Here is a 14,128-nt window from a genome sequence, read left to right as displayed (position 1 = left end):
GCCATGACCGAAACCCAGACCTATGACATCATCTCTGCTACCGTCTGGGCCGTGCTTCTGGCCTCGGGTCCGGTGTTGGGGGTGGCGCTGGCGATTGGTCTGGTGATCGCGTTCTTTCAAGCGCTCACGCAGATTCAGGAAATGACGCTGACCTTCGTGCCCAAGATCGTGATGATCTTTGTCACCCTACTGGCGGCGACGCCATTTATGTATGCCACGCTGAAGAACCTGTCGGATACAGTCTTTGACCTCGTGCAGAACGGTGGGCTGTGAGGGGCTGGCGGCATATTGCGGCGGCGCTTTTGGCAGCCGCGCTCGCCTCCCCCGCCCTCGCGCAGGGCTGGGGGTCTTTCTATGAGCCGTCGCAGAAGAATGCGGTGACCAAGACTGCCCGGACGCTGGCCGCCGAGGGCGGGCCCGAAGGCGTCTGCATCCGCGAAATCCTCGCCGCCCAAACCCGGCATGGCATCCCCGACAATCTGCTGCTGGCCATCGGCCTGCAAGAGGCGGGCACCCGCCGCAACGGGCATTTCACGGTCTGGCCCTATGCGGTCAACGCCGCAGGCGAAGGGCGGCTGTTCGACAGCCGCACTGCCGCGCTGGATTGGATTGCAGAGCGTCAGGCAAGCGGCATCCGCTCCATCGACGTGGGCTGTATGCAGATCAACATGCGCTGGCACCCGGAGGCGTTTGACAGCCCCGCCCAAGGGTTCGACCCGCGCGTGAATGTCGACTACGCAGCGCGCTTTCTCAAGCGCTTGCATCGGCGCACGGGCAGTTGGCTACAGGCGGCGGGGTCGTATCATTCTTTTGAGCCGGAATACCGCGACACCTACCTCGACCGGCTGCAAAAGAACATTTCCGCCGCCAATGCGCGGCTGCCAGAGTTTCAGGCGCTGGCCAGTGCCAGCCCCGTTCCCGCGCGTCCACGCAAGACCCCCCGGAGTACGTCAGGCAGTTATGACAGGCTGGCGGCCAAGGCCACATGGGGTGCGCAGATCGGCGGGGCGGCGAACGCGCGGCGCTCGCTTTACTCGGCGCACGAGATGCAGCCGGTCCTGCCGCAGTTTACCACCGTCCCGGCGGAGGATGCGGGATGAGCACGAAACCCAATACCCTTCTGCCGCAACTGAGCATGTTTGGCGCCAATAAGGACGTGAGTTTTGCCGTTGGCATGGCGCTGGTGCTGGCGGTGCTGTTCCTGCCGCTGCCGCCGATCCTGTTGGATTTCGGGCTGGCGCTGTCGCTCTCGCTCTCGGTGCTGATCTTCATGGTGGCGCTTTGGATTCCGTCACCCTTGCAGTTCAACTCTTTCCCGACGCTGCTGCTCGTCACCACCATGCTGCGGCTGTCGCTCAACGTGGCCTCGACCCGGCTGATCCTCAGCGAAGGCCATGCGGGGATGCATGCGGCGGGGGATGTGATCCAAGGGTTCTCCAAATTCATCGTGGCGGGGAATTTCGTCATCGGCGTGGTGATCTTTGCCATCCTCGTGATCATCAACTTCGTCGTGATTACAAAGGGGTCGACCCGTATCGCCGAGGTCGCCGCGCGGTTCTCGCTGGATGCGATGCCGGGCAAGCAGATGGCGATTGATGCTGATATGGGCGCGGGGCTGATCGACGAGGATGAGGCCCGCCGCCGCCGCAAGGAGCTTGAGGACGAAAGCGCTTTCTTCGGGGCGATGGACGGTGCCTCGAAATTCGTGCGCGGCGATGCGGTGGCGGGGCTGATCATCACGCTGATCAATGTGATCGGCGGCATCCTCATCGGCGTCGTGCAGCGCGGCATGGGCGTGGGCGATGCCTTCAACGTCTTTACCTCGCTGACCATCGGCGACGGGCTGGTGAGCCAAATTCCGGCGCTTGTCGTCTCGCTCGCCGCCGGTCTGATCGTGACCAAGGGCGGGACGCGGGGGGCCGCCAACGAGGCGGTCTTCGATCAGCTTTCGAACTTCCCCAAGGCGCTCTACATGGCGGCTCTGCTGCTCTTTGGCATCGGTCTTTTGCCCGGCTTCCCGCTGCTGGTCTTTGCCCTTCTGGCCGCGGCCATGGTGGGCTTGGGCGTGGTGATCCAGCGCGGCGCGGCCGAGGCGGCTGAGGCCAAGGCGAAGGCCGATGCCGAGGCGCAGAAAAAGCAGGAGATGCCGGAGGTCGACAACAACCCGATGCATCTGGATGAGCTGCGGCTGGTGCTGGGCGAAGGGCTGGTGGCGCTGGCCAACCGCCCCGACGCGGTACTGCCGAGCAAGATCAAATCCCTGCGCAAACATTTCGCCGAAGAGTTCGGCTTTCCCATGCCCTCGGTACGGATCAAGGATGACGTGAGCCTGCCGATCAACAGCTACGCCTTCCAAATCCACGGCGTCGACGCGGCCAAGGGTGACATCCGCGCCAATCAGATGATGGTGATCAATCCCGAGGGCGCGCCGCTGCAACTGCCGGGTGAGGCCACGCGCGAGCCGACCTTTGGGCTGGATGCGCTTTGGGTCGACAGCAAGGTCGCCGATCAGGCCGAGGCGCAGGGCTATACGGTGGTGGACCCGGAAAGCGTGATCACCACCCATCTGACCGAAGTTGTCAAAGAGAACATGTCGGAACTGCTGACCTATGGCGCGGCGAAAGAGGCGATCGAGGGGTTGGACCGGAACTATCAAAAGCTGGTCAACGACCTGCCCGTCCCCTCCCCCGCCATTCTGGTGCAGCAGGTCTTGCAGGAACTGCTGCTCGAACGCGTCTCAATCCGCAATTTGCCGCTGATCGTCGAGGCGATGGCCGAGGCCACGCGTCAGACTTCCAAGCCCGCGCTGGTGCTGGAGAACGTGCGCCGCCGCCTGTCGAGCCAGATTTGCCAAGGGCTGGCCGATGGGCAGGGCTTCGTGCCGGTCATCACCCTGTCGCCCTCATGGGAGGCGGAGTTCATCGAGGCGGTCAAGATCGTGGGCGAGGACCGCACCTTTGTCATGTCGCCCAAACGGGTGCAGGAATTCGTGCTGCAAGCCCGCCAACAAATCCAGCGTTTCGCCTCGGAAGACAGTTGGCCCGCGCTGATGGTCAACCCCGAGGCGCGGTCCTATGTGCGCTCCATGCTGGAACGGGTCAGCCCGATGACGCCGGTGATCTCCAATGCCGAGATCCATCGCAAGGTATCCCTGCGGACCGTCGCCACCATCGGGGGCTAGGGATGGACCTTTCGGCCCTCCTGACCGACGCCCTGATGGGGTATTTCGTCGTCTTTGCCCGGATCGGCAGCGCGCTTATCTTCATGCCGGGGTTCGGGGAGACCTCGGTGCCCACGCGGCATCGGTTGTTCTTTGGTCTGATCCTGAGCGCCGCGCTCTATCCCGTGACCGGCATCGGCCCGGTGGCCGAGGATCGCCCCGCCGCGCTGCTGCTGATCTTTGGCTCTGAGATCACCGTGGGGCTTTGGATTGGGCTTGTCGCGCGCACGCTGCTTTCGGCGCTGCAATTCGCGGGCTATCAGATGGCACTGATGTCGGGGCTGGCCAATGCTTTGGCCCCGAACATTGGCGCTTTCGAGGGGGCGACCTCTATGGCGGCGATGCTGTTGATCGGGGCCACGGCGCTGATCTTCATCACCGACCTGCACCACCTCATCATTGAATCGCTGCTGATGTCCTATCAGGTCTTCGTGCCCGGCACCTTCATGCTGGCCGATCTGACCGACCAATTCGCGCGGGCGACGCAGGTGAGCCTCTACCTCGGCCTGTCCATCGCAGCCCCCTTCTATGTCGCCGGGCTGGTGCTGAACGTCGGCATGGGTCTGGCCAACCGCATGATGGCGAGCCTTCAGGTCTTCTTTATCGCGCAGCCCCTGCTGATCGCCGCAGGGCTGGCCTTGATGGTGCTGGCGGTTCCGACCATGATGCGCGGGTTTCTTGAGCCCTTCGCGAATTGGCTCACCACCTACGGATTCTAGGCCATGTCGGAAGAGGACAAGAGCAGTAAGACCGAAGAGCCGACGGAGAAAAAGCTCCGCGACGCGCGCAAGAAAGGCGACGTGCCGCAATCGCGCGAGACCGGCACCGCGATGCTGGTCTTTGCCCTGCTGATGATCCTGATCTTCGTGCTGCCCGCCTCGATCGACGGGATCGTGGCGGCGCTGCAAAGCCCCCTTTTGGGGGCGGGTGTCACCGCCATCGGCACCGGCGGCACTGGCGTCGCCGAAGCGGGCCAAGTGTTGAAATCGCTGGGGTTCACGCTGGGGCTGGCGATGATGCCGGTGGTGGGGATCATGGTGCTGGCAGCCCTTTTCGGCGTGTTGATCCAAGGCGAGACTGTCGTCTCGGCAGAGCGGATCAAACCGAAGTTTTCCAAACTGAACCCGCTGTCGGGGTTCAAGCGGCTGTTCTCGGCCGAGGCTTTCGTGGAGTTTGCCAAGAATACGGCCAAGGTACTGGTGATCGGTTTCATTACCGTCTGGGCCGTGCGCGACATCGCGCAGTCGCTGGGCCAGACGCAGGCTTTCATCCCCGAGACGCTGCTGCAAGCGACCCTGCAAAAGGTTCGCTGGATTTTTCTGGTCACCACCGTGCTTCTGGTGCCCATCGCCATCGCCGACATCATCTGGAAGCGGGCGCAGTGGAAAAAGAAACAGATGATGAGCCTCAAGGAGATCCGCGACGAGCATAAAGACAGCGAGGGTGATCCGCAGATCAAGGGCCGCCGCGCCGAATTGCGCCGCGCCCGAGCCCGCCAGCGCATCGCGCAGGCCATCCCCAATGCCAGCGTGATCCTGACCAACCCGACCCATTACGCCGTGGCGCTGAAATATGAACAGGGCGTCGATGACGTGCCGGTCTGCGTGGCCAAAGGGGCCGATGTCATGGCCCACCGCATCCGCGAGTTGGCCAAGGAACACGACATTCCGATGATCGAGAACCGCCCGCTGGCCCGTGCGCTTCACGCGGCGGTGGAGGTGGACGACCGCATCCCGATGGAGCATTGGCAGGCCGTGGCCGAGATCATCGGCTTTGTCATGGATCTGCGCCGCAATGTGCGCCGCAAGCCCCCTGCCGGGTCGTCAATCCGCGAGGAGTGACGCGCGCTCAGCGCAGGCGCAGCCCTTCGAGGTTGCGGTCGGCGGGGAGTTTGGAGCGTTCCAGCAGGATTTTCGTGATCAACCGCGCCCGGACGAGGCTGAACGACCCCATGATTTGCGCGGCATCGCGTTCGGGCATGGCACCAATGACCTGCACGGCGGTCTCCACGTCGATCTCGTCCATGATGCCCGCCGCCACCTGCGGCTTCATGTTGCGGTAAAGTTCGACCAGTTTGGTCATGTCCTGATTGTTCGCCTCTTCGATCACCTTCAGCTGCGCGCCGATCTCGTCGCGCAGGCTGGCGAGACGGGTCTGCTCGGCCTTGAGGCTCTGTTCGGCCAGCGCAAGCTTGGCTTCGCGGTCGGCGATCGTGTCGCGCTGCTCTTTCAGCAGCGCGCGCTCTTCGGCGATGGCTTCGGCGATCAGATGGCTTGGCTCGCACATGCCGCTCTCGCCCGGGGCGCTGGCGTCATAGCTGGGTGGCGCAGGGGCGGCGGCAAGCTCAACAGGGACCGGGGGCGTGTCATCGGGGGTTTCGGCAATGGCCATCATCGGCATGAACTCAACCGTGAGCTTGAGCACACCAGCCACGCCAAGGCCAAAAAGCGCGATCTTGGGCAGGGAAATACGGCTCATTCCTTACGCTCCTTGGTGATGTCGAAAAAGGTGCGGACCAGTTCAGATTTGCCCTGTACCGCCGCTTGGCCCCGGACCTGCGCACGGCCCTTGAGCCGCGCGGCGCGCATCTGGGCCGGGCTTTGCCCTGTGGGGGCGGGTTCAGCCGCGGCTTGACGGGACGGCGCCGCCTCGCGCTGCACCGGCGGCTCGGGGCGCTGTACCTTGGTGCTGAGGTCACGCAGGTCTTCGACCGATTTCGCCGATTGATCGACCGCGTTGGAAAAGGCCCCGACCATCGGCTCCATCTCTTTCAGGGTCGCCATCAGGGCGCGAACGCGGCGGTCGAGGATAAAGGCATAGACCAGCGTGCCGACCAGCAGCACGATGATGAGGATATCAATCAAGGCCGGCATCATCGTCGCTGTCCTCCTGATTTTCCTCAGGGAGCAAGGATTGGATCACCCGCAGCGCCAAAGCGCCATTGCTGCGCTGGCCAAAGGCCGCTTGGAACATCGGCTGGGCGTTCACCATGCCGACCACGGGGGTATCGACGGTCATGCCCAGATCGATCACCTGACCGGGCTTCCATTCCAACACCTCATGCAGCGGGATCGTCACCTCTTGAAGCACGCCGGTGATGGTGACCGTGGTGCTGGAGATCTGGCTGTTCATATCCTTGCGCGCGTTGCTGTCGGTTGGCGAACGCCCGCCAAGGAAGGGCTGCGCAAGCTGGGCGCTGACCTCGTCCAGCGTGCCATAGGGCAAGACCAACGCCATATGGCCGCTGCGGTCTTCGAATTGCATATGCAGCCGGACCAGCACCGTCGCCGTGCGCGGCGCGGCCAGCATGACCGACCGAGGGTTGGATTCGAGCGATTGAATGTCGAATTGCACCGGGCTGACATCATGCAGGCAATGGGCCAAACCTTTGAGCGATAGTTCCGCCAGCCTGCGACCCAGTTTCTGCTCAATCGCGGTCAAGCCGCGGGGTTTCCACTGCTGACTGGTGGCGCGACGGCCACCCAGCATGATCTCAAGCACCGAAAACAGCAGGTCAGGCTCGACCACACAGGCGATCTGGCTGCCCCAGCTTTCCGCATTGGCAATGGCGATGAGTGAGGGCGACTGGATGCTCTCCATCGCGTCCTCATAGGGCATGTATTCAAGCGAGCTCAGCTCGATCTCGGGGGCAACGGTGCAATAGGATTTGAGGTCGGGCACCAGCGCCAACAGCAGACGGTCGATGATGATCTCAAGCGTGGGCAGGCGCTGGAAGCTTTCGCGCGCCTGACGGATCATCGTCTCTTCGAGGCTCAGCGCATCGGGGGAGGCCGCTATCGTCATTGCACCACCATATCGGCAATCAGGATTTCATGCGGCGCGTCGGTGTGCCCCACCGCCCGCGCCCGGCGCAGCAGTTCGGTCTTTAGCATCGCCAGCCCATAGCTGCCCGACAGATCGCTGACATGCAACTGGCGCAGGAAATCTTGGAAGCTGTCGCGCAGGTAAATCTCACGCGCGATCAAACGGTCCGCGCCCTCGGCGGTTTCGTCATAGACCATCAGCATGTTGAGCTTGAGAAAGCGGCTGGTCTGTCCGCCCTGCGGGCCGGTGTCGGTGACGTTCACGATGATCTCAGGAAAAGGCATGACCGGCATTTTGACTTCGGTCTTTGGCTTTGCGCCGTGGCCGTCTTCGCCGCCCTTCTCGCCGTGATCGTTCTCAGCCGTCTCAACGGTCTCTTCGGCGGTTTCCTCACCCCCCAGCCCGGCCATTTCAAGCAAACCCGAAGGCCCGATGGCCAGCGCGACCCCACCCAGACCCGCAAGAAGGCAGAGCAAGACGACAGCAAGGATAGCGAGAGGCTTTTTCATTCTTTCACTCTTAATCGGATCCCGCGCGAAGCGCCACATGCAAGAACAAATACATCTCCAAACAAGCTTTATTGCAACAGAAACCTGTTTATTTATCGGATCGACCAAGTATAAATCGATATATGCTTGCATAGTGAGGGCCGAGTGGAGAATGCTCGGACCATACAACCGAGTGAGGGGCCGTGAATCAGATCGTTGAAAACCTTAAGGATTTGGGTCCAAAGCGGCTGGCTCTTCTCGGTGGCATCGGTCTGGCGATCACTGCGGCCATCTTCATCGGCGCGCGAACCATCCTCGCCCCCACCTATGTCCCGGTCTACAGCCAGTTGAGCCCCGGCACGGCGTCACAAATGATGCAGACGCTGGAACAGGCGGGGCTGACGGTCGATCTGTCGCGCAACGGCGACACCATCTCGGTCGCCGAGACAGACATCGCCCGCGCCCGCATGGCACTGGCCGATGCAGGGCTGCCGGGCGAAGGCGTGCCGGGTTGGGAGATTTTCGACAACATGTCCGGCATGGGGATGAACTCCTTCATGCAAAAGGTGAACCGCCTGCGCGCGCTGGAAGGTGAGCTGGCCCGGTCGATCCAGACGATCAGCGGCATCAAGGCCGCGCGGGTGCATCTGGTGCTGCCCGAACGCGCCGCCTTTTCGCGCAGCCGGGCCGAGGCCAGCGGATCGGTCATCGTGCGGTCGCAGGCCAATACCAGCATGACGCGCCGTCAGGCGCAGGCGATCCAAGCGCTGGTGGCCTCCGCCGTGGCGGATTTGGAAGCGCAGAACGTGACCGTCCTCTCGGCCTCCGGCGAGACGATCCTGGCCAAGGATGAGGGCGGCAGCTCCGACTTCTCGCTGCAAGGGCAGCGCAGCATGATCGAAGAGCAACTGGCGCAAAAGGTTGAATCGATCCTCAACGCCCGCGTTGGGCCAGGCAATGCCCGCGTGCGGGTCAGCGTCGATCTGACGACCGAGCGCGAAGTCCGCGTCTCGCGCAGCTTCGATCCCGCCCAGCAGGTCGCCCGGTCGATCGAAACCCGCGTACGCAACTCGAACGAGACCGATCCGGCGGCGGCCACGGTGGATGTGGCCAACAACATCCCCGATGAGCTGCGCGACGATGCGGGCGGGGCCGCAGGCCAGTCCACCCGCTCGGAAAACGATGAGATCATCAACTACGAAATCGGCTCGGTTCAGAGCGAATTGGTGCGCGAGCCGGGCGATATTGAGCGTATCTCGGTCGCGGTGCTGGTCAACGGCAGCTACGGCACCCTGCCCGATGGCTCCGAAGGCTATATCGAGCGCAGCCCCGAGGAGATGGCGCGTCTGACGCAATTGGTCAGCACGGCCATCGGCTTTGATCAGGCCCGGGGCGATCAGGTGCAGGTCGACAGTCTGCAATTCCTCGATTTCGATTCCGAGTTCAGCAACCCCGCCAGCCGTGGCTTGGGCGCGGTGCTGGCCGATAACGCCATGACCATTCTGCGTTCGCTCTTTGCCTTGGCGCTGGTGGCGATCATCATGGTGCTGGGCGCCCGCCCGCTGCGCATGGTGCTGGATGCCACCCTGCCCCAGCCCGCACTGGCGGGTGCCGGAGCCGATGCGGCGCTGCTGGACGGCCCTGCGGAAGACAACGCGCCCAAGGCGCTGACCGGCGGCACCCAGAAAGAGACCCCGCAAAACCGTCTGCCCACCCCGGCGGGGGCGCAGACCGGTGCGGTGCTTGGCCCGATGGATGAAATGCCCCGCGACATGGTGCATCTCGCCTCGGTAGAGGGGGCGGTTCAGCACAGCCAATTGCGCGCCGTGGCCGAACTGGCCGAGGACAACACCGATGACGCCCTGCGCGTTCTGGGCGAATGGCTGTCGGAAGGGGATGATCTGTGATCACGAGCCTCAAGCTTCAGAACTTCGACGAAGACGGCAAGAGCAAGCCGCAAGACCCGGCGCTGCCCACCCCCGAAGAGATCGAAGCGAAAATCAAAAAGGCCCATAAACAGGGCCATATCGAAGGCTATCTGGCCGGGGCCGATGCGGGCCGCGCCGAGATGCATCAGACCATGCAGGCCGAACATGCCGCCATGGCCGAAAAGCTCGCGCAGGAACTGGCGCGGCTGGCACAGGCGATGCAGGCTCATCAAGACGCGCTGATGGCGCAGATCGTGGGCTTTACCCTACAAACCTGCGAGATCGTCCTGCCCGAGGTGATCGAACGCCTCTCGACCGCGCGAGTGAAAAAGACCGTGACCCAATCGCTGAAAATGGCCATCGGGTCGAGCCATATCAAAGTGCGCCTGTCGCCCGCCACGCTGGATCAGATCGGCCCCGAGCTGCGGCAACGGGCGGTCTATTACAAATGCGACAGCGTGCTGGACCTGCGGGCCGATCCCGAACTGCCCGATGGCGATGCGCGCATGGAATGGGACCACGGCAGCCTTGATTACGGGTTCAAAAAGATTTGCGACCGCCTGCTCGCCGAATTGCGCGACACCCATGCGCGGGCGCTGAAAGCACAAAAGGAGAAGGACGGAAATGGACAAGCCTGACCTGCAATCCCCCCAAGACGACAACAACGCCACAGACGGCAAAGCGCCTGACGCCACGCCAGAGCAACCGCGCGCCGATGCCTTTGGCAACGCCGCCAGCGCGGGCGGCGATGATGCGGGCGTCTTCCCGCAGCTCGACACCGAAGACTCGCGCAATGCGCTGGCCCCCCGCCCCGAGGCGGGCGGCGCGGGCATCAACGCGATGCTGAACGTCGGCCTCGATGTGCAGATCGTGCTGGGCCAAGCCCGTATGCCGATTTCGCGCCTGTTGGAACTCACCCGCGGCTCTATCGTGGAGTTGAACCGCAAGATCGGCGCACCGGTCGACCTTATGGTCTCTGACCGTCTGGTGGCGCGCGGTGATCTCGTAAAGGTCGGCGAAGACCGGCTGGGCGTGTCCCTGACCCAGATCGTCAAGGACTATGTCCCTGACTGACCGCCCCTCTCTGCGCAGCCATGCGTCGGGCCGAATGGGCCTTGCCCTGCTGGTGCTTCTCGCCAGCGGCGGCATGGCCGTGGCCCAAGATGGCGGTTTTCTCGGCACGCTTTCGGATGTGATTGGCGACACCGCGCCGGGCAGTGATGAAAACGCCAATCTCTCGGGCCGGATCGTCCAGTTTATCGCGCTGATCACCGTGCTCAGCATCGCGCCGGGGCTTTTGGTGGTGATGACCAGCTTCACCCGCTTTGTCATCGTCCTGTCGATGCTGCGCTCGGCCCTTGGCCTGAACCAGACCCCGCCCAATATCGTGCTGACCTCGCTGGCGCTGTTCATGACCTTCTTCGTCATGCAGCCGGTGTTTGAGGACGCCTATGAGGCCGGGGTCGAGCCGCTGCTGGAAAACGCCATCGCCGAGGAACAGGCGCTGGAGCGGATCGCCGCGCCCTTTAAGACCTTCATGTACGTCAACACGCGGCCCGAAGACTACGCCCTGTTCCTGCGCATCGCGCCCGCGGATGAAGAGGCCGAAGAAAGCCCCCTGCCCGCCTCGGCGGAAGAGGCCACCTTCCGCCATCTGGTGCCCGCCTTCATGATCTCGGAACTGCGCCGGGCCTTTACCATCGGTTTTCTAATCTACCTGCCCTTCGTCGCCATCGACCTTATCGTCGCCTCGGTTTTGATGAGCGCGGGCATGATGATGCTGCCTCCGGTGCTGATCTCCTTGCCGTTCAAGGTGATTTTCTTTGTGCTGATCGATGGTTGGTACATGCTGGCCGGATCGCTGATCGAAAGCTATGTGCCGCTTGCCGGTGGCTGACCTGCTCTGAAAGGATCTCTCCATGTCGACCAATGCCCTTTCCAAATCCCGCAGAAAGCCCATCACGGTGGAGGATCTGAACGGTCCGACCAAGGCCGCCATCACCTTTCTCTGCCTTGGCGAGCAGACCGGATCGGAACTCATGCAAAAGCTCGGCACTGCCGAGATCGAGCGCATCACCAGCGCCATGAGCCGCCTTGGCCCGATCCCGGCAGAGGTGGTGGAACATGTGCTCAAAGAGTTCACCCAAAAGGTCGTCAGCGGCACCGGATCGGTCGTGGGGTCGCTGTCGACGGCGGAATCCATGCTGCGCAAATTCATGCCCGAAGAGCAGGTGACCAGCATCATGGAAGGCCTCAAGAACAGCGAGCGCGAAAGCGCCATGTGGCGCGGCTTTGGCGCGCTGGATGAGACCGTGATCGCCAATTACCTCAAGGGCGAGCATGACCAAACCGCCGCGGCGATCCTCAACAACGTCGACACCGGCGTAGCCGCCAAGGTACTGCCGCTGCTGGGCCCTGAACGGATGCAAGACATCGCCGAGCGCATGATCGCGATGGAGGCCGTACCGATCCACATGATGCAGCAGATCGAAGAGACGTTGAAACAAGACATCCTGTCGAACGCGATGCATACCAATTCGATCGAAACCCATCAGCGCATGGCGGATCTGTTCAACCAGTTGGACGTGCAGGCCTTTGAGGAGCTTTCCGGCGCGCTCGACGCGCGAATTCCGGACGCCTTCCAAGCCATCAAACAGCGCATGTTCGTCTTTGACGACCTGTTCAAACTGCCGATGCAGGACTTGGCGCAGGTCATGCGCGGGCTCGATGGGGCGACCCTGCCGATGGCGATGCGCGGCGCCAAGAAAGAGCAGCGCGATCACCTGATGGAATGCTTGCCGCAACGCTCGCGTCAGATGCTGATGGACGAGATGGCCGCCACCGGCCCGGTCCGGGGCCGCGACGTGCGCGCGGCACAGGCCGCCATGGTGGAATATGCCAAAAGCCTTGCCGATCAAGGCGTGATCGAACTGCCCTCGGCAGCCGATGACGACGAATTCATCGAATAATGGGGGTCAGCGGTAGACGCTCGACGCGCTATAGCCGCCGGTGATCGTGGGGATGTCGATGGTCGCGGCCGTAAAGCTGCCGCCCTGCCCGATCGAGACAGCCCCCTGCATCAGCGAAAGCACCGTGCTCGACGACGAAGAGACACCTTCGACCGCATCGTAAATCGCCGAGAACCGCGAGACGAGCTTGTCGACCTCCGCCGGGTCTTGCAGCTTTTCGATGTCGAACTTCTGCTCGAAAAGCGCGATCTGACGGTCGAGATCGACCTGGATCGCCTCATCCGGCACACCAAGCGCGCGGCGCATGAATTTGCCGAGGTCTTCGTCCTTCAGCACGTCGAGCCAGGAGTCGATCTCAGCGGCTTTGGATTTGAACTCCAAGGCGATCCGCGCGCCTTCGTTGTCCTCTCCGGCCTCGTTCAGCACGAAACGTTCCTTGAAACGGTCGATCATCTCGGCCTGCCACTCGACCTTATCAAGGTTCTCGCTGCTCCCCCCTCCGGGCGTGAAGCCCAAAGTCAGATACATCTCGCGAATCTTGGGGTCGCTGAGGCGGTTCACCAGTGCGGAACTGTCGGTGATATCGCTCTCCAACGTCTTGCGGATCATCGCCTTGCCAAAGATCTGATCTTCAAGGTCAAATGCCCGCATGACGAAAGTATAGACTTCCGTATCGGCAATCAGTTCCTGCGGGGAAGAGATGCTGCCGATACGCTCTTCAAAGGCTTCGATCTGCCGGGCGTTCAGGGCATTGCTGGCGGCAAGGTCGAGCTGTTTGTCGCGCGTTGCGTCAAACAGTTTGACCGCCACCTGCGTGCCCATGCCGCCCAGCGAAATCATGCGTGCGCGGCCTCATGGCTGGAGGCGGTCGGCACCGGGCGAAGCTGCATGAGCTCGGTCTCGTATTTGAGCACCGCGCGCAGTTCGCTCATGGCTTTGTAAAAGTCAGCCATAGAGACGAAGTTCGCCGCTTCCATGATCCGGGCGCGCATTTCCGCGCCAAAGCAACAGGCCAGATCGGCCAAGCCCTGCTGGATCATCGGCAGGATTTGGTCGCGGGTGTCGGGACGGATCAGCGCAGTCTGCACCAAGAAGTAGACCTTGGAGACGGGCGTGGATTCCGCATCCGGCTTCAACAGATCGGACTCGCGCACGATGTCGGCGCGGTTCTCGACGGTCAGCGCTTGGCGGCGGTCGCCGTTGCGGATGACGCAGCCGTTTACAACAACGCGTTCGCGGGGGCGGAGGGTGAGTTTCAGCATCTTACACCTCCTGCATCTGCGGCGCGGCCTGCCCGGCCAGACCGGCGGCGATGTTGCCGTTGATTTCGACAAGACCCGCCAAGCGGCCTTCGCCAGCCATCAGCGCGGTGCTGTGACGGTCCACCCAAAGCGCGATGGAAATGAGCGAGGCTTTCAGCCCGTCAGGCATCTTGTTTTCCGGCTCGGACAGGTCAAAGCGCAGAGCCGACCAGAACCGTTGATTTTCGTAGATCGCGTCGCGCAGACCGGAGGCGAGGATGTTCAACCGCTCGCTTTTATCCTCGGTGGCATCAAAGCCTTGGCCCTTTTCGGCAAGGTCATGTGTGACGCGGCTCAGGATGCGGCGCTCGATCTGCCGCGGGGTTTCGCTCTCGCGAATTGTTCGTTTGTATGCTGCCAGCCCCATAGGAATTCTTCCTTGTTTTTATCGTTTGCT

At 62.6% G+C, this 14,128-nt stretch carries 17 protein-coding genes; 10 read left to right on the top strand and 7 right to left on the bottom strand.

The genetic code is table 11. The annotated features are described in order from the left end of the window. Positions 1–3 precede the first annotated feature (3 nt). The 5 genes from fliQ to flhB are packed head-to-tail and all read left to right on the top strand — an operon-like array spanning position 4 to position 5,061. Entirely contained in the window at positions 4–273 is a 270-nt protein-coding gene (gene fliQ, locus ACGYLI_RS10175; RefSeq protein ID WP_067630399.1) for a flagellar biosynthesis protein FliQ, read from the top strand. Then, positions 270–1,100 carry a lytic transglycosylase domain-containing protein gene (locus ACGYLI_RS10170; protein WP_394419112.1) on the top strand — a complete coding sequence of 277 codons (831 nt, stop codon included), beginning with the start codon at positions 270–272 and terminating at the stop codon, positions 1,098–1,100. The genes fliQ and ACGYLI_RS10170 overlap by 4 nt, the downstream gene beginning before the upstream one ends. Continuing rightward, positions 1,097–3,181 (top strand): flagellar biosynthesis protein FlhA, encoded by a 2,085-nt coding sequence (gene flhA / locus ACGYLI_RS10165; RefSeq protein WP_394419111.1) that lies wholly within the window; start codon positions 1,097–1,099, stop codon positions 3,179–3,181. The genes ACGYLI_RS10170 and flhA overlap by 4 nt, the downstream gene beginning before the upstream one ends. A gap of 2 nt (positions 3,182–3,183) precedes the next feature. Next, on the top strand, positions 3,184–3,939 hold the full coding sequence (locus ACGYLI_RS10160; protein WP_394419110.1) for a flagellar biosynthetic protein FliR: 756 nt from the start codon (positions 3,184–3,186) through the stop codon (positions 3,937–3,939). Positions 3,940–3,942: 3 nt separating this feature from the next. Then, positions 3,943–5,061, top strand: a complete 1,119-nt coding sequence (flhB, locus tag ACGYLI_RS10155) for a flagellar biosynthesis protein FlhB (RefSeq protein ID WP_394410929.1) — start codon at positions 3,943–3,945, stop codon at positions 5,059–5,061. A 7-nt stretch (positions 5,062–5,068) separates the two neighbouring features. Here flhB and ACGYLI_RS10150 read toward each other — a convergent pair whose 3' ends face one another. Genes ACGYLI_RS10150 through fliL form a run of 4 tightly spaced genes read right to left on the bottom strand, consistent with a single transcriptional unit; the run spans position 5,069 to position 7,554 of the window. Continuing rightward, entirely contained in the window at positions 5,069–5,698 is a 630-nt protein-coding gene (locus ACGYLI_RS10150; protein WP_067261044.1) for a MotE family protein, read from the bottom strand. Then, complete coding sequence (locus tag ACGYLI_RS10145) at positions 5,695–6,093, bottom strand: flagellar motor switch protein (protein ID WP_394419109.1); 399 nt, start codon at positions 6,091–6,093, stop codon at positions 5,695–5,697. The genes ACGYLI_RS10150 and ACGYLI_RS10145 overlap by 4 nt, the downstream gene beginning before the upstream one ends. Continuing rightward, positions 6,077–7,024, bottom strand: coding sequence for a flagellar motor switch protein FliM (locus ACGYLI_RS10140; RefSeq protein ID WP_394419108.1), 948 nt, complete (start codon positions 7,022–7,024; stop codon positions 6,077–6,079). Before ACGYLI_RS10140 ends, ACGYLI_RS10145 begins: the two co-directional genes overlap by 17 nt. Further along, positions 7,021–7,554 (bottom strand): flagellar basal body-associated protein FliL, encoded by a 534-nt coding sequence (fliL, locus tag ACGYLI_RS10135; protein WP_394419107.1) that lies wholly within the window; start codon positions 7,552–7,554, stop codon positions 7,021–7,023. The genes ACGYLI_RS10140 and fliL overlap by 4 nt, the downstream gene beginning before the upstream one ends. A gap of 182 nt (positions 7,555–7,736) precedes the next feature. Here fliL and fliF point away from each other — a divergent pair, with 182 nt between their 5' ends. Genes fliF through ACGYLI_RS10110 form a run of 5 tightly spaced genes read left to right on the top strand, consistent with a single transcriptional unit; the run spans position 7,737 to position 12,430 of the window. Then, the gene (fliF, locus tag ACGYLI_RS10130; RefSeq protein ID WP_394419106.1) at positions 7,737–9,440 is read left to right on the top strand and encodes a flagellar basal-body MS-ring/collar protein FliF; all 1,704 of its coding nucleotides are present in this window, start codon (positions 7,737–7,739) and stop codon (positions 9,438–9,440) included. After that, positions 9,437–10,099 (top strand): FliH/SctL family protein, encoded by a 663-nt coding sequence (locus tag ACGYLI_RS10125; protein WP_394419105.1) that lies wholly within the window; start codon positions 9,437–9,439, stop codon positions 10,097–10,099. Before fliF ends, ACGYLI_RS10125 begins: the two co-directional genes overlap by 4 nt. Then, the gene (locus tag ACGYLI_RS10120; protein WP_394419104.1) at positions 10,086–10,535 is read left to right on the top strand and encodes a FliM/FliN family flagellar motor switch protein; all 450 of its coding nucleotides are present in this window, start codon (positions 10,086–10,088) and stop codon (positions 10,533–10,535) included. Before ACGYLI_RS10125 ends, ACGYLI_RS10120 begins: the two co-directional genes overlap by 14 nt. After that, positions 10,522–11,358, top strand: a complete 837-nt coding sequence (gene fliP, locus ACGYLI_RS10115; protein ID WP_394419103.1) for a flagellar type III secretion system pore protein FliP — start codon at positions 10,522–10,524, stop codon at positions 11,356–11,358. The genes ACGYLI_RS10120 and fliP overlap by 14 nt, the downstream gene beginning before the upstream one ends. A gap of 22 nt (positions 11,359–11,380) precedes the next feature. Beyond that, on the top strand, positions 11,381–12,430 hold the full coding sequence (locus ACGYLI_RS10110; protein WP_394419102.1) for a flagellar motor switch protein FliG: 1,050 nt from the start codon (positions 11,381–11,383) through the stop codon (positions 12,428–12,430). Positions 12,431–12,436: 6 nt separating this feature from the next. On the opposite strand, the gene ACGYLI_RS10105 is transcribed toward ACGYLI_RS10110, so the two are convergent. Genes ACGYLI_RS10105 through flaF form a run of 3 tightly spaced genes read right to left on the bottom strand, consistent with a single transcriptional unit; the run spans position 12,437 to position 14,098 of the window. Next, entirely contained in the window at positions 12,437–13,270 is an 834-nt protein-coding gene (locus ACGYLI_RS10105; RefSeq protein ID WP_394419101.1) for a DUF1217 domain-containing protein, read from the bottom strand. Further along, on the bottom strand, positions 13,267–13,692 hold the full coding sequence (locus ACGYLI_RS10100) for a flagellar biosynthesis repressor FlbT (protein ID WP_394419100.1): 426 nt from the start codon (positions 13,690–13,692) through the stop codon (positions 13,267–13,269). Before ACGYLI_RS10100 ends, ACGYLI_RS10105 begins: the two co-directional genes overlap by 4 nt. 1 nt (position 13,693) lies before the next feature. Beyond that, positions 13,694–14,098 (bottom strand): flagellar biosynthesis regulator FlaF, encoded by a 405-nt coding sequence (flaF, locus tag ACGYLI_RS10095; RefSeq protein ID WP_300053929.1) that lies wholly within the window; start codon positions 14,096–14,098, stop codon positions 13,694–13,696. Positions 14,099–14,128 lie beyond the last annotated feature (30 nt).

It is taken from the genome of Sulfitobacter sp. 1A13421 (assembly GCF_043557285.1).
Taxonomy (GTDB): Bacteria; Pseudomonadota; Alphaproteobacteria; order Rhodobacterales; family Rhodobacteraceae; genus Sulfitobacter; species Sulfitobacter faviae.
The sequence above is the reverse complement of the archived record's forward strand: the minus strand, read 5'-3'. Positions and strand labels throughout refer to the sequence as shown.

Excerpts from the sequence above, each read along its gene's own strand:
- ACGYLI_RS10140 (WP_394419108.1), bottom strand. The coding sequence starts at position 7,024 with ATGACGATAGCGGCCTCCCCCGATGCGCTGAGCCTCGAAGAGACGATG.
- ACGYLI_RS10110 (WP_394419102.1), top strand. The coding sequence starts at position 11,381 with ATGTCGACCAATGCCCTTTCCAAATCCCGCAGAAAGCCCATCACGGTG.
- fliP (WP_394419103.1), top strand. The coding sequence starts at position 10,522 with ATGTCCCTGACTGACCGCCCCTCTCTGCGCAGCCATGCGTCGGGCCGA.
- fliQ (WP_067630399.1), top strand. The coding sequence starts at position 4 with ATGACCGAAACCCAGACCTATGACATCATCTCTGCTACCGTCTGGGCC.
- ACGYLI_RS10160 (WP_394419110.1), top strand. The coding sequence starts at position 3,184 with ATGGACCTTTCGGCCCTCCTGACCGACGCCCTGATGGGGTATTTCGTC.
- fliL (WP_394419107.1), bottom strand. The coding sequence starts at position 7,554 with ATGAAAAAGCCTCTCGCTATCCTTGCTGTCGTCTTGCTCTGCCTTCTT.
- ACGYLI_RS10150 (WP_067261044.1), bottom strand. The coding sequence starts at position 5,698 with ATGAGCCGTATTTCCCTGCCCAAGATCGCGCTTTTTGGCCTTGGCGTG.
- flaF (WP_300053929.1), bottom strand. The coding sequence starts at position 14,098 with ATGGGGCTGGCAGCATACAAACGAACAATTCGCGAGAGCGAAACCCCG.
- ACGYLI_RS10105 (WP_394419101.1), bottom strand. The coding sequence starts at position 13,270 with ATGATTTCGCTGGGCGGCATGGGCACGCAGGTGGCGGTCAAACTGTTT.
- flhA (WP_394419111.1), top strand. The coding sequence starts at position 1,097 with ATGAGCACGAAACCCAATACCCTTCTGCCGCAACTGAGCATGTTTGGC.
- flhB (WP_394410929.1), top strand. The coding sequence starts at position 3,943 with ATGTCGGAAGAGGACAAGAGCAGTAAGACCGAAGAGCCGACGGAGAAA.
- ACGYLI_RS10100 (WP_394419100.1), bottom strand. The coding sequence starts at position 13,692 with ATGCTGAAACTCACCCTCCGCCCCCGCGAACGCGTTGTTGTAAACGGC.
- ACGYLI_RS10120 (WP_394419104.1), top strand. The coding sequence starts at position 10,086 with ATGGACAAGCCTGACCTGCAATCCCCCCAAGACGACAACAACGCCACA.
- ACGYLI_RS10145 (WP_394419109.1), bottom strand. The coding sequence starts at position 6,093 with ATGCCGGCCTTGATTGATATCCTCATCATCGTGCTGCTGGTCGGCACG.